Source organism: Rhodanobacter sp. FW106-PBR-R2A-1-15, from assembly GCF_058789735.1.
Genome location: NZ_JBYTEM010000003.1, coordinates 135,557 through 148,364 on the forward strand (window position 1 = coordinate 135,557; position 12,808 = coordinate 148,364).

The 12,808-nt window shown below is 69.1% G+C and carries 11 protein-coding genes; 10 read left to right on the top strand and 1 reads right to left on the bottom strand.

Annotated elements, in window-relative coordinates:
• The 3 genes from AC3WTD_RS03020 to lpxK are packed head-to-tail and all read left to right on the top strand — an operon-like array spanning position 1 to position 3,224.
• Positions 1–432 carry an ExbD/TolR family protein gene (locus tag AC3WTD_RS03020; RefSeq protein ID WP_492612873.1) on the top strand — a complete coding sequence of 144 codons (432 nt, stop codon included), beginning with the start codon at positions 1–3 and terminating at the stop codon, positions 430–432.
• Positions 429–2,213, top strand: coding sequence for a lipid A export permease/ATP-binding protein MsbA (msbA, locus tag AC3WTD_RS03025; protein WP_492612874.1), 1,785 nt, complete (start codon positions 429–431; stop codon positions 2,211–2,213). Before AC3WTD_RS03020 ends, msbA begins: the two co-directional genes overlap by 4 nt.
• Positions 2,214–2,222: 9 nt before the next feature.
• The gene (lpxK, locus tag AC3WTD_RS03030; RefSeq protein ID WP_492612875.1) at positions 2,223–3,224 is read left to right on the top strand and encodes a tetraacyldisaccharide 4'-kinase; all 1,002 of its coding nucleotides are present in this window, start codon (positions 2,223–2,225) and stop codon (positions 3,222–3,224) included.
• On the opposite strand, the gene hutI is transcribed toward lpxK, so the two are convergent.
• Positions 3,161–4,423 (bottom strand): imidazolonepropionase, encoded by a 1,263-nt coding sequence (gene hutI, locus AC3WTD_RS03035; protein ID WP_492612876.1) that lies wholly within the window; start codon positions 4,421–4,423, stop codon positions 3,161–3,163. The two genes, lpxK and hutI, sit on opposite strands and share 64 nt — an antisense overlap.
• A gap of 891 nt (positions 4,424–5,314) precedes the next feature.
• Here hutI and fliQ point away from each other — a divergent pair.
• The 7 genes from fliQ to AC3WTD_RS03070 all read left to right on the top strand — a co-directional run bounded on the left by fliQ (position 5,315) and on the right by AC3WTD_RS03070 (position 12,668).
• Positions 5,315–5,584, top strand: coding sequence for a flagellar biosynthesis protein FliQ (gene fliQ / locus AC3WTD_RS03040; RefSeq protein WP_492612877.1), 270 nt, complete (start codon positions 5,315–5,317; stop codon positions 5,582–5,584).
• A complete protein-coding gene (gene fliR / locus AC3WTD_RS03045) occupies positions 5,581–6,351 on the top strand; it encodes a flagellar biosynthetic protein FliR (RefSeq protein ID WP_027492105.1) in 771 nt (256 codons plus the stop codon). The genes fliQ and fliR overlap by 4 nt, the downstream gene beginning before the upstream one ends.
• 3 nt (positions 6,352–6,354) lie before the next feature.
• A complete protein-coding gene (gene flhB / locus AC3WTD_RS03050) occupies positions 6,355–7,491 on the top strand; it encodes a flagellar biosynthesis protein FlhB (RefSeq protein ID WP_027492104.1) in 1,137 nt (378 codons plus the stop codon).
• A gap of 15 nt (positions 7,492–7,506) precedes the next feature.
• Positions 7,507–9,597 carry a flagellar biosynthesis protein FlhA gene (gene flhA, locus AC3WTD_RS03055; RefSeq protein WP_027492103.1) on the top strand — a complete coding sequence of 697 codons (2,091 nt, stop codon included), beginning with the start codon at positions 7,507–7,509 and terminating at the stop codon, positions 9,595–9,597.
• Positions 9,598–9,721: 124 nt separating this feature from the next.
• Entirely contained in the window at positions 9,722–10,993 is a 1,272-nt protein-coding gene (gene flhF, locus AC3WTD_RS03060; protein WP_492612878.1) for a flagellar biosynthesis GTPase FlhF, read from the top strand.
• Entirely contained in the window at positions 10,990–11,943 is a 954-nt protein-coding gene (locus AC3WTD_RS03065; protein WP_492612879.1) for a nucleotide-binding protein, read from the top strand. The genes flhF and AC3WTD_RS03065 overlap by 4 nt, the downstream gene beginning before the upstream one ends.
• Positions 11,940–12,668: an RNA polymerase sigma factor FliA gene (locus tag AC3WTD_RS03070; RefSeq protein WP_027492100.1), complete on the top strand. Its 729-nt coding sequence runs from the start codon at positions 11,940–11,942 to the stop codon at positions 12,666–12,668. Before AC3WTD_RS03065 ends, AC3WTD_RS03070 begins: the two co-directional genes overlap by 4 nt.
• Positions 12,669–12,808: the final 140 nt, after the last annotated feature.

The window sequence follows — 12,808 nt, forward strand, 5'->3', positions numbered from 1 at the left end:
ATGCGTATCGGCGACGACCGCCGCGGCGACGAGTTCGAGATCAACGTGATCCCGTTGATCGACGTGCTGCTGACCCTGCTGATGTTCTTCGTGCTGACCAGCACGTTCATCCAGCACTCGCGCATGCAGGTCACCCTGCCGCAGGCGAGCACGCCGGACCGCGACCTGGATACGCAGGCGCTCACCATCATGATCGACCGCGACGGTCGCTTCTACGTCGGCAGCGACGAGGTGATGGGCGAGGGCATCGAGGCGCTGAAGCAGACCATCGCGCGCAATGCGGGCGACGATCGCGCGCGGCCAGTGACGATCCGCGCCGACGCAATGACGCCCAACCAGAACGTGGTCACCGCGATGGACGCGCTGGGCCAGCTCGGCTTCACCCGGCTGTCGATTGCCACCACGCCAAGCAAGCCGGGTAACGGCCGGTGAGCAGCGGCGGGATCGGCGTGTGGGATGCCGAGAGTCGGCGCGTCTACAAGCGCCTGCTTGGCTACACCCGGCCTTACTGGGCGGTGGGCCTGATCGCACTGGTCGGCATGGCGGTGGACGGCGGTGGCCTGGCGGTTTTCACCAACCTGCTCAGGCCGATGTTCGACGAGCTGTTCCTGAACAAGGATCCGTACCTGATTTTCTGGATGCCGATCTGGATCCTGGCCATCTTCGCGATTCGCGGCATCGGCACTTTCGTCAGCAGCTACGGCATCTCCTACATCGGACGCAACATCGTGCAGGCGATACAGCACGACGTGTTTGCGTCCTATCTGCGCCTGCCGGCGACCTTCTTTGGCCGTGAGCCGTCCGGCCAGCAGATTTCCCGCATCACCTACACCAGCGAACAGGTCGCCTCGGCCTCGACCGATGCGGTGAAGATCGCGGTGACCGAAGGCGTCACCGTGATCGGCATGTTCTACGTGATGTTGCACAACAGCGCCTACCTCACGCTGGCGCTGCTGGTAATGATCCCGGCGATCATGCTGATCGCCACCGTGGTCAGCCGGCGCTACCGGCAGATCAGCCGGCGCATCCAGGGCAGCATGGGTTCGGTCACCGGTACGGTGGAGGAATCGGTGGGTGCCCATCGCGAGGTGCGCATCTACGGCGGCCAGCAGCATGAAGCGACCCGTTTCGATGAGGTCACCCATCGCGCGCGCCGGCTCAACCTGAAGATTGCGGCAACCAATGCCAGCTCGAGCACCGCGATCCAGACGGTGGCGGCGTTCGCGCTCGCGGTGCTGGTGTTCCTGGGCACGCGGCCGGGTGTCATCGATCAGATTTCTTCGGGCGTTTTCATCGCCGTGCTCACCGCGATGGGCGCCATGATGCCGTCGCTGAAGCGACTCGCCACCGTACAGGCGAACATCCAGCGAGGGATCTCCGCGGCGGAGGATCTGTTCGGGGTCATCGACATGCCACCGGAGCTCGACCAGGGTTCGCGCGAGCTGACGCGCACGCGTGGCGACCTGCGTTTCGAGGACGTGCGGCTGACCTACCCGCGCAACGACTTCGAGGCCCTGCGCGGCGTCGACCTGCATTGCACGCCCGGCACGGTAACTGCCCTGGTCGGCCGCTCCGGCAGCGGCAAGAGCAGCCTGGTCAGCCTGCTGCCGCGCTTCTACGAGCCCAGCGCCGGGCGCATCGTGCTGGACGGCGAGGACTACCGGGAGTACACGCTGGCCTCGCTGCGCCGGCAGATCGCCTGGGTCGGGCAGAGCGTGGTGCTGTTCGACGACACCGTGGCCAACAACATCGCCTACGGCGAACTGGCCGGCGCCAGCGAGGCGGAGATCGTGGCCGCCGCCGAGGCAGCGAACGCGATGGAGTTCATCGCGCGCCTGCCGCAAGGCATCCACACACCGGTCGGGCAGAGCGGCAACACGCTGTCCGGCGGCCAGCGCCAGCGTATCGCGATCGCCCGCGCGATCCTCAAGAACGCACCGATCCTGGTGCTGGACGAGGCCACCAGCGCGCTCGACACCGAATCGGAGCAGCTGATCCAGCAGGCGCTGCAGCGGCTGATGCGCGACCGCACCACGCTGGTGATCGCGCACCGCCTGTCCACCGTGGAAGGTGCCGACCAGATCGCGGTGATGGAGCAGGGCCGCATCATCGAGCGTGGCACGCACGCCGAGCTGGTCGCGCTGGACGGGCAGTACGCCGCGCTGCACCGGATGCAGTTCCACGATCATGCGATCAACCAGGGCAGCGACTGAGGCCATTCCATGGCGCTGATCGACACGCTCGAATCGGCCTGGTACGGCAACGGCCGTGCCCCATGGTGGACGGCGCCGCTGGCAGCGCTGTACGGCGGCGTGATCCGCCTGCGCGGCGCGCTCTACCGGCGCGGCTGGTTGCACAGCGTGCGTCTGCCGGTGCCGGTGGTGGTCATCGGCAACCTCACGGTGGGCGGCACCGGCAAGACGCCGCTGACGATCGCGCTGGCCCGCGCCCTGCGCGAGCGCGGTTGCCGGCCCGGCGTGGTCAGCCGCGGCTACGGCGGCAGTCAGCGCGAACCGCTGCTGCTCGGCGACGCGCCCGACCCGGCGCAGGTCGGCGACGAACCCTGCCTGATCCGCGCCGGCGGCGTGCCGGTGGCGGTGGGGCGCGACCGCCCCGCAGCGGCGCAGCTGCTGCTGGATGCCGGCTGCGACGTGCTGATCGCCGACGACGGCCTGCAGCATTACCGCCTGGCGCGCGACGTGGAGGTCTGCGTGATCGACGGCGTGCGCCGTTTCGGCAACCGCCGGCTGCTGCCGGCCGGGCCGCTGCGCGAGCCGCTGGACCGGCTGCGCCGTGTCGACCTGCGCGTGTGCAACGGCGGCGCGGCCGAAGCCGGCGAGTATCCGATGCAGCTGCACGGCGGCGAGGCGATGGCGCTAGACGGCAGCCGCACGCAGGCACTGGCGGGTTTTGCCGGCCAGCGCGTGCACGCGGTGGCGGCGATCGGCAATCCGCGGCGCTTCTTCGACAGCCTGCGCGGGCACGGCATCGAGGTGATCGGCCATGCGTTCGCCGACCATCACGATTTCGTCGCGGCCGAACTGGATTTCGGCGATGGCCTGCCGCTGCTGATGACCGACAAGGATGCGGTCAAGTGCCGCCGTTTCGCCCGGCCGAACTGGTGGCGGGTGCCGGTGCAGGCGCAGCTGCCGGACGCGTTTTACGCGGCGTTGCTCGAACAGCTGGACGGTTTGTGCCGCAAAACGGGTTCGCCTGCCACGTAGACCCGGCGCGCCAGGCTGCCGCCGATCCAGTAGCACAGCTCGCCCGGCTGGCGCACGTTCCACGCCACCAGGTCGGCGCGCTGGCCCGCCGCCAGCGTGCCCCGATCGTGCAGCCCCAGGGCGCGGGCGGCGTTGATGGTCACCCCGCGCAGTGCTTCTTCCGGAGTGAGCCGGAACAGCGTGCAGGCCATGCCGGCAGCCAGCCGCAGCGACAGCAGCGGCGAGGTGCCGGGGTTGCAGTCGGTGGCGATCGCGATCGGTACACGCCGTTCGCGCAGCGCCGCGACCGGCGGCAGTTGCGTCTCGCGCAGCGCGTAGAACGCGCCGGGCAGCAGCACCGCGACGGTGCCGGCCTGCGCCATGGCGGCGATGCCGGCTGCGCTCAGGTGCTCCAGGTGGTCGGCCGACAGCCCGCCGAATTCGGCGGTCAGGGCGGCGCCGCCATGATCGGACAATTGCTCCGCGTGCAGCTTCACCGGCAGGCCGAGTTGCGTCGCGCGCTCGAACACGCGGCGGGTTTCCTCGCGGCTGAAGCCGATGCCTTCGCAGAATGCATCGACCGCGTCGACCAGGCCTTCGGCGGCGAGCGCGGGCAGCATGCCGTCTGCGACCAGCGCCACGTAGTCGTCGCGCCGCTCGCGGTATTCAGGCGGCAGCGCATGCAGGCCGAGGAAGCTGGTGCGCACCGTGATGCCCAGCTCGCGGCCGAGCCGCCGCGCCACGCGCAGCATGCGACGCTCGCTGTCCAGCTCCAGTCCGTAGCCGGACTTGATCTCCAGCGTGGTCACGCCATCCGCCAGCAGCGCGCGGGCGCGCGGCAGCGATTGCGCGAACAGCTGCTCCTCGCTGGCGCTGCGGGTGGCGTTGACGCTGGAAACGATGCCGCCGCCGGCGCGGGCGATGTCCTCGTAACTGGCGCCGTTCAGGCGCAACTCGAACTCGTGTGCGCGGTCGCCGCCGAACACCAGATGCGTGTGGCAGTCGACCAGCCCCGGCGTGACCAGCGCGCCGTCCAGCGATTCCACCGTGGCGGCAAGCGCGTCCGGCGCGTCCGGCAGCTCGCCCTGCCGGCCGACCCAGGCGATGCGGCCGTGGTGCAGCGCGATCGCGCCTTGCTCGATCAGACCGTAGGGCGCGTCGCCGGTGAACGTGGCCAGGGTGGCATTGATCAGCAGTCGATCCCAGCGTGGTTCGTTCATGGCGTGCCGGTTCCGCGTGGGTGATGGAATGATCGCGAGAGGCCTGCGACCATGGCGCGATTATCGCAGACCACACCTCCACCTGTAGGAACCCGCTCGCGGGCGATGCTCTCGCTTATGCACTGCGCGGGCGAGCTGGAGCTTCAGAGCGAAGAGCTTTCGTCTGCCTTCGGCAGCCGAGTTACTTTCTCTTTGCGTGGCCAAAGAGAAAGTAACCCAAGAGAAAGGCCACCCCGCTTCCGCGCCTTGCGGGCATCCTGCCCGCAAGGTTCGCGTGCGGGCTACGGGGTTTGTCGACAGGGCATCCTGCCCTGACGACAAACTGGCCGGCATCCCTGCCGGCCACCCTGCGGGCTTCTCCTTCGCCCGCCCGCCGCTGCAGAGGGGACCCCGGGTAGAGCGGCGCGCATCCTGCGCGCACTCTTCAGAGGAGCCAGATCAAGAGCAAGGCAACAGCGGAGCGGCGTTTTGCTGTGGCTGTTGCTTTTCGCTTCATCACCGAGTGCGGGCCAGGATGGCCCGCTGCTCTACCCGGGGTCCCTTGCGCGGCGGTGAGGCGGGGTCGACAGGCCGCGCAGCGGGCGTTGCCAGGGATGGCAACGCCTTTTCGCGCGGGCAGGAGCCCGCTCGAAAAGCCCGGCCTCGGCTCACGGACTTGCCGGGCAGGATGCCCGGCAAGCGCCAAGCGGGGTGTCGTTTTCTCTTGGTTACTTCTCTTTTGGACAAGCAAAAGAGAAGTAACTCGGGCGCCGCAGGCGCACGAAAGCTCTTGGCTCTAAAAACTCTCACCTCGAACGAAGCAAGAGCATCGCGCACGAGTGCGCTCCTACAGGCGCAGGCACGACAGCTCTCCACCGCCGCTGCGGCGAAGCACGCCATTGGAACCCGCGCATGACCCCCGAATCCATCATGGAAATCGGTCAGCATGCGCTGTACGTGGCGATGCTGGTGGCCGCGCCGCTGCTGCTCGCCGCACTGGTGGTGGGTCTGCTGGTGGGCGTGATCCAGGCGGCCACGCAGATCAACGAGATGACGCTCAGCTTCATCCCCAAGCTGATCGCGATGGCGCTGGTGGCGCTGATCGCCGGGCCGTGGATGTTGCGCCTGCTGGTGCAGTACACCGCGCAGCTGATCGAGAGCCTGCCGGGCGCAGTCAGATGACGGCGCTGGACCTGGCGCAGTTGCCGACGTGGCTGGGCAGCCTGTTCTGGGCGGTCGGCCGGGTGAGCGGGCTGTGCCTGGTGGCGCCGGTGTTCAGTGCGACGGTGGTGTCGGCGCGGATCCGTATCGGCGTGGTGGTGGTGCTGTCGCTGGTGCTGGCGCCGTTGGCGCCGGCGACGATCGATCCGCTCAGCGGCGACGGCGTGGCGACGATGGCGGGGCAGGTGCTGGTCGGCGCGGCGGTGGGCTTCGTGCTGAAGCTGGTGTTCGAGGCGGTGTCGTTCGGCGGCGAGCTGGTGGGACAGAGCATGAGCCTGGGTTTCGCCGAGGTGGTCAACCCGCAGGCCGGCGGCAGCGCGAACGTGCTGAGCGAGTTCTACCTGCTGCTGGTGACCCTGCTGTTCCTCGCGATGGACGGCCATCTGCGCCTGATCGCGCTGCTTGCCGACAGCTTCCACAGCCTGCCGCCGGGCATGCCAGCGATCGACGCCAGCGGCCTGCACGCGGTGGCCAGTTTCGCAGCAGAGCTGTTTTCCGGTGCCGTGCGCGTCGCCCTGCCGGCAATGACCTCGCTGCTGGTGGTGAACGTCGGCTTTGCCGCGATCAGCCGCGCGGCGCCGTCGATGAACCTGTTCGCGGTGGGTTTTCCGATCACCGTGTCGCTGGGTTTCATCGCCTTGTGGCTGGCGCTGCGCAGCTTGCCGGGCGCATTCGCGGCGTTGCAGGACGACGCCTGGTCGCTGATGCGCAACCTGCTGGGAGGTTGATCCGTGAGCGACGACAGCGACCAGGAAAAAACCGAACAGCCAACCGAGAAGAAACTTCGCGAATCGCGCGAGAAAGGCGAGGTCCCGCGCTCGCGCGACCTGTCCGGCGCCATGGTGGTGCTGGCCGGCGTGGCGGCACTGATGAGCGGTGGCGAGCAGGCGTTCGCGCATGCCAGGCGAATTTTCTCGCTGGGTATGCACTACTCGCGCGACGCCTTGTTCAGCGATGACCTGCCGGGCCGCACGCTGCATGCGGTGGTATACGAGGCGCTGGGACTGTTCTGGCCGGTGGCGCTGGCCACGATGCTGGCCACGCTGGCCGCACCGCTGCTGCTGGGCGGGCTGAACTTCAGCGCGCAGGCGCTGCAGCCGAAATTCGAGCGGCTCGACCCGATCAAGGGACTGGGCAAGATTTTCGCCATGCGCGGTCTGGTCGAGCTGGGCAAGGCGCTGCTGAAGCTGCTGTTCATCGGTGCGGTGCTGGTGCTGCTGCTGCGGCACTGGCAGAGCGAGCTGCAAGCCACCGGCCGCGGCCCGGTGCTGGCCGGCATCGCGCAGTCGATCAGCCTGCTAGGCCGCGCCGCGCTGTGGTTCGGCTCCATGCTGGCGCTGATCGGTGGCATCGACGCGCTGTACCAGAAGTTCGACCACACGAAGAACCTGCGCATGACCCGGCAGGAGATCAAGGATGAGATGAAGGAAAGCGAGGGCAACCCCGAAATAAAGGGACGCATCCGCCAGGTGCAGCAGGCGCAGGCGCGCCGCCGCATGATGGAGGAACTGCCCAAGGCTGATGTGGTGGTGGTCAACCCCACCCACTTCGCGGTGGCCTTGCGCTACGACGAAGGCCGCACCGGCGCGCCGCGGGTGATCGCCAAGGGCGTCGACGTGCTGGCCCAGCAGATCCGCCTGGTGGCGGGCAGCCACCGCATCCCGCTGGTCGAAGCGCCGCCGTTGGCACGCGCCTTGTATGCCACGACTGAACTGGGCCGGGAAATCCCCGCCGCGCTGTATGTGGCGGTGGCCCAGGTGCTGGCCTACGTCTACCAGTTGAAGCAGGCCACGGCGCAGGGCGAGGCACCACCGGCAGCGCCAACCCCCGAGGTCGACCCCGACCTGATGGGGCCTTACCGCGAATAACGACGAGTCAAATCCATGACGGGTGCAGACGTACTAGGCAACTTCAAACAACTTGCGCGACGGGGTCTTGGCGCGCCAGTGATGATGCTGGTGATGCTGGCGATGCTGATGTTGCCGCTGCCGCCGTTCCTGCTCGACATGCTGTTCAGCTTCAACATCGCGCTGTCGCTGGTGATCCTGCTGGCGGTGGTCTACGTGATGCGCCCGCTGGAGTTCGCCGCGTTTCCCACCGTGGTGCTGATGGCGACCTTGCTGCGCCTGGCGCTGAACATCGCCTCCACCCGCGTGGTGCTGCTGCACGGCCACGACGGCCCCGGCGCGGCCGGCAAGGTGATCGAGGCGTTCGGCGAGTTCGTCATCGGCGGCAACTTCGCGGTGGGCCTGGTGGTGTTCGCGATCATCACCATCATCAACTTCGTGGTGGTCACCAAGGGCGCCACCCGCGTGTCGGAAGTGACCGCGCGGTTCACCCTGGACGCGATGCCCGGCAAGCAGATGGCGATCGACGCCGACTTGAACGCCGGCCTGCTGACCCAGGATCAGGCGCGCGAGCGTCGCCAGGAAGTGCGCGAGGAGGCGGACTTCTACGGCTCGATGGACGGCGCCTCGAAGTTCGTGCGCGGCGACGCCACCGCCGGCATCCTGATCCTCATCATCAACATCGTCGGCGGCTTCTTCGTCGGCGTGATGCAGCACGGCCTGTCGGCTGGCGAGGCGGCCAAGACCTATACCTTGCTGACCATCGGCGACGGCCTGGTCGCGCAGGTGCCGGCGCTGATGCTGTCGGTGGCGACGGCGATCATCGTCACCCGCGTGTCCAAGTCGCAGGACATGGGCAAGCAGGTGATCGGCCAGGTGTTCGGCCAGCCGCGCGCGCTCGGCGTGGCGGCGGCGGTGCTGACCGTGATGGGGCTGATCCCCGGCATGCCGAACGTGGCGTTCCTGCTGCTCGGCGCCAGCTGCGGCGGCGTGGCGTGGCTGCTGCTGAAGCGCGAGCGCGAAACGCGCGCCAGGCTGGCCGAGTCGACCGCCGAGAAGCCGGCCCCCACGGTGGCGCCCGAGCGCGTCGAGCTGGGCTGGGAAGACGTGGCCAGCGTCGATCCGCTGGGGCTGGAGGTGGGCTACCGGCTGATCCCCCTGGTCGACGTGCACCAGGGCGGCGAGCTGATGGGGCGGATCAAGTCGGTGCGCCGCAAGCTGTCGCAGGAGCTGGGCTTCCTGGTGCCGGCGGTGCATATCCGCGACAACCTCGACCTGGGCCCGAACACGTATCGCATCACCCTGATGGGCGTGCCGATGGGCGAGGCCGAGGTGCACAACGAGCGGCTGATGGCGATCAACCCCGGCCAGGTGCACGGCACGCTGCAGGGCATCGCCACGCAGGATCCGGCGTTCGGCCTGGAAGCGGTGTGGATCGAGAGCGGCCAGCGCGAGCTGGCGCAGAGCTACGGCTACACCGTGGTCGACCCGGCCACGGTGATCGCCACCCACCTGTCGCACATCCTGCAGGGCCACGCGCACGAACTGCTCAGCCACCAGGACGTGCAGCAGTTGCTGGATCGGCTCGCCGCCACCGCGCCGAAGCTGGTCGAGGACCTGGTGCCGAAGCGGCTGACGCTGGGCGTGGTGGTCAAGGTGCTGCAGAACCTGCTGGCCGAGCGCGTGCCGATCCGCAACATGCGCAGCATCGTCGAATCCTTGGCGGAGCACGCCGGGCAGAGTCAGGATCCCGGCGTTCTGACCGCCGCCGTACGCGTGGCGCTGGGCCGGCAGATCGTGCAGGAGATCACCGGGCTGGGCACCGAAGTGCCGGTGATCACGCTGGCGCCCGAGCTCGAACAGATCCTGCTGGGCTCGCTGTCCGGCGGCGGCGTGGCCGGCGCCGCGGTGGAACCGGGCCTGGCCGACCGCCTGCAGCAGAGCGTGGCCGACGCCGCGCGGCGCCAGGAGTTGAGCGGCGAACCCGCGGTGCTGCTGGTCGCGCCGCTGCTGCGGCCATGGCTCGCACGCTTCACCCGCCACGTGGCACAAAACCTGCACGTACTCGCTTACAACGAAGTGCCCGACAACCGCCGGGTGCGACTGGTACAGGCCTTGGGGCGATGACTAGGAGCCGGGATTTGGGATTTGGGATTCGGGATTCGGAAAGAGCGGGTGCGCTACGAACTGGCGCGAACGGCTTTTGCGAATCCCGAATCCCGAATCCCGAATCCCGCTCGCGGAGCGAGCAATGAAGATCAAACGTTTCGTGGCGCCGGACATGCGCCAGGCGATGCGCGAAGTGCGCGAGGAGCAGGGACCGGAGGCGGTGATCCTGTCCACCCGCCGACTGGACGAAGGCATCGAGCTGGTCGCCGCGATTGACTACGACGAATCGCTGGTGCGTGAGGCTGTGCGGCATGGCGCGCCGATCGCGGCGGCAGCGGCCGAAACGGAGACGGCGGCAGCCGGTGTGCATGCGGCGCCCGTCGAGGTGGCCGCGCCGGTCGCGCCGCGTCAGCGCAAGGCCGCCGTGCCGCTGCCGGCGGCGCCGGCCAACGAGATGCCGGCGATGCGACCGCTGATGGAACAGGCGGCACAGGACACCGCGCAGCTGCGCAGCGAACTCGGCAGCCTGCGCGAGATGCTGGAGATGCAGCTGTCCAGCCTGGCCTGGAACGACATGGAGCGGTGCCAGCCGCTGCGCGCGCGGATCCTGCGCGAGATGACCCGGCTGGGCATCGAGCCCGACGTGGCGCGCACGCTGGTGGCCGGACTGCCCGAGCAGATCAACGCCGAGCAGGCGCGCTACCTGCCGCTGGGCATGCTCAGCCGCAGCCTGGCGGTGAGCGGCCGCGACCTGTCCGGCGATGACAATGGCGTCGTCGCGCTGGTCGGGCCGACCGGCGTGGGCAAGACCACCACCATCGCCAAGCTGGCCGCCCGCGCGGTGATGCGTCACGGCGCCGACCAGGTGGCGCTGGTCAGCACCGACCACTACCGCATCGGCGCCGCCGCGCAGCTGGAGCACTACGGCCGGCTGCTCGGCGCGCGGGTCTACCCGGCCTACGACGCGGCGAGCCTGCGCAAGGTGCTGGAGATGCTGCGCGGCAGCCATACCGTGCTGATCGATACCGCCGGCGTCGCCGGCAGCGACCCGCGGCTCAACCAGCAACTGGAAATCCTCGCCGACGCCGGCGGCCTGCGCACCTGCCTGGTGCTGGCGGCGAACGCGCAGTCGCAGGCGCTGGACGAGGCGGTGCGCGCCTACCTGCCGCTGAAACCGCAGGCCTGCATCCTGACCAAGCTGGACGAGGCGCCGGTGCTGGGCGGCGCGCTGTCGGTGCTGATCCGTCACCGGCTGCCGCTGGAGTACACCACCGACGGCCAGCGCGTGCCCGAGGACATCGCCGCGGCGGATGCGCGCGTGCTGGTGTGCCGCGCCGCGCAGTCGATGAGGCTGCCGGCGCCCGACGACGGCCTGATGGCCGAACGCTTCGGCTTCGCGGTGGCCGGCGCATGAGCGGAGTATTGGCGATGGATCAGGCTTCCGGGCTGCAGCAGATGTTGGCGGCGATGACCAGCCGGCCCGCCGCGGAGCCGCCGTCCGCGCACCAGGCCAGCAGCCTGCTGGCCGCGGCGCCTGCTGCGCGCCGGCACTGCCGCACGATCGCGGTGGCCGGCGGCAAGGGTGGCGTGGGCAAAAGCACGGTGGCGGTGAACCTGGGCGTGGCGCTGGCGGTGGCCGGGCGCGACGTGGTGCTGCTGGATGCCGACATGGGCCTGGCCAACGTCGACGTGATGCTCGGCCTGACGCCGTCGCGCCACATCGGCCACCTGCTCGACGGCGAGTGCACGCTGGACGAGTTGATGCTGAGCGCGCCGCGCGGCCTGCGCGTGGTGCCGGCCGGCTCCGGCGCGCGTCGGCTGGCGCAGCTCTCCAGCGGCGAGCATGCGGCGATCATCCGCGCCTTCGACGAACTGGCGCAGCCGCCGGAATACCTGCTGGTGGATACCGCCGCCGGCCTGTCGGACAACGTGACGATGTTCGCCGCGGCCGCCGCCGAGGTGATTGTGGTGGTGTGCGACGAGCCGGCGTCGCTGACCGACGCCTACGGCTTGACCAAGGTGCTCAGCCGTGACTTCGGCGTGCGGCGCATCCGCATGGTCGCCAACATGGTGCGCAACGAGGGCGACGCGCGGGCGCTGCACCAGAAGCTGGCGCGGGTCAGCGACCGCTTCCTCGACGTGGTGATCGAGTTCGGCGGCTGGGTGCCGCACGACGAGCGCCTGCGCCAGGCCATCCGCCGCCAAGGCGCGGTGGTCGACCTGTGGCCGTCCAGCCATTCCGCACTGGCATTCAAGCGATTGGCCACCGCGGCCGATAAGTGGGTGGAGCCCGACCGCGCAGGTCTCGACCGGATTGCTTTTTTTGCTGGCCGGACAACACCGGTGGGTGGGATGCCGAGATGAGCGTGGCTTCGGAATATCTGCAACTCTCCCGCGAGAGTGCCGACGAACTGGTGCGTCGGCACGCGCCGCTGGTGCGGAGGATCGCCTATCACCTGATGGGGCGGTTGCCGGCCAGCGTCGACGTGGGTGACCTGATCCAGGCGGGAATGATCGGTTTGCTGGAGGCGGCGCGCCATTTTGCCCACGACAAGGGGGCCAGCTTCGAGACGTATGCGGGCATCCGCATCCGTGGCGCCATGCTGGACGAATTGCGCCGCACCGACTGGACCCCGCGCTCGGTGCACCGCAAGACCCGCGAGGTGGCCGAGACGATCCGCCAGATCGAAACCGAGACCGGCGCCGAGGCGGACGACGCCGAGGTGATCCGCCGGCTCGGGATCAGCGCGGAGGAGTACCACCAGGTGCTGGCCGACGCGGCCTGCGTGCGCCTGCTCAGCCTCACTGCGTCGGACGACGGCGAGGAAAGCACGGTGCTCGACGTGGTCGACGAAGGCAGCCTCGGGCCGGCCGAGAACGTCGAGCGCGACGGCATGCGCGAGGCGCTGGCCGGGGCGATCGGCGGCCTGCCCGAGCGCGAGCAGCTGGTGATGTCGCTGTACTACGAGCAGGAATTGAACCTCAAGGAAATCGGCGCCGTGCTCGGCGTGAGCGAGTCGCGCGTGTGCCAGATCCACGGCCAGGCGGTGATCCGGCTGCGTGCCCGGCTCACCGGGTGGCGAAGCTGAGAGCCTGTTTATGACCTCCAAGTACTCCGCGTTGTCATCGAGTGGCCGCCAGGTGGTAGTGCGTGGCGCAGCGCCTGACTGGCTGTCAGGCCAAGCCGCGCGCTGCCGCATGGCGGCCACTCGATGGCAACCCTTCGGGC

Coding starts and splice junctions, on each gene's coding strand:
- AC3WTD_RS03020 (WP_492612873.1), top strand. CDS start 1: ATGCGTATCGGCGACGACCGCCGCGGCGACGAGTTCGAGATCAACGTG.
- lpxK (WP_492612875.1), top strand. CDS start 2,223: ATGGCGCTGATCGACACGCTCGAATCGGCCTGGTACGGCAACGGCCGT.
- hutI (WP_492612876.1), bottom strand. CDS start 4,423: ATGAACGAACCACGCTGGGATCGACTGCTGATCAATGCCACCCTGGCC.
- fliQ (WP_492612877.1), top strand. CDS start 5,315: ATGACCCCCGAATCCATCATGGAAATCGGTCAGCATGCGCTGTACGTG.
- fliR (WP_027492105.1), top strand. CDS start 5,581: ATGACGGCGCTGGACCTGGCGCAGTTGCCGACGTGGCTGGGCAGCCTG.
- flhA (WP_027492103.1), top strand. CDS start 7,507: ATGACGGGTGCAGACGTACTAGGCAACTTCAAACAACTTGCGCGACGG.
- flhF (WP_492612878.1), top strand. CDS start 9,722: ATGAAGATCAAACGTTTCGTGGCGCCGGACATGCGCCAGGCGATGCGC.
- AC3WTD_RS03065 (WP_492612879.1), top strand. CDS start 10,990: ATGAGCGGAGTATTGGCGATGGATCAGGCTTCCGGGCTGCAGCAGATG.
- AC3WTD_RS03070 (WP_027492100.1), top strand. CDS start 11,940: ATGAGCGTGGCTTCGGAATATCTGCAACTCTCCCGCGAGAGTGCCGAC.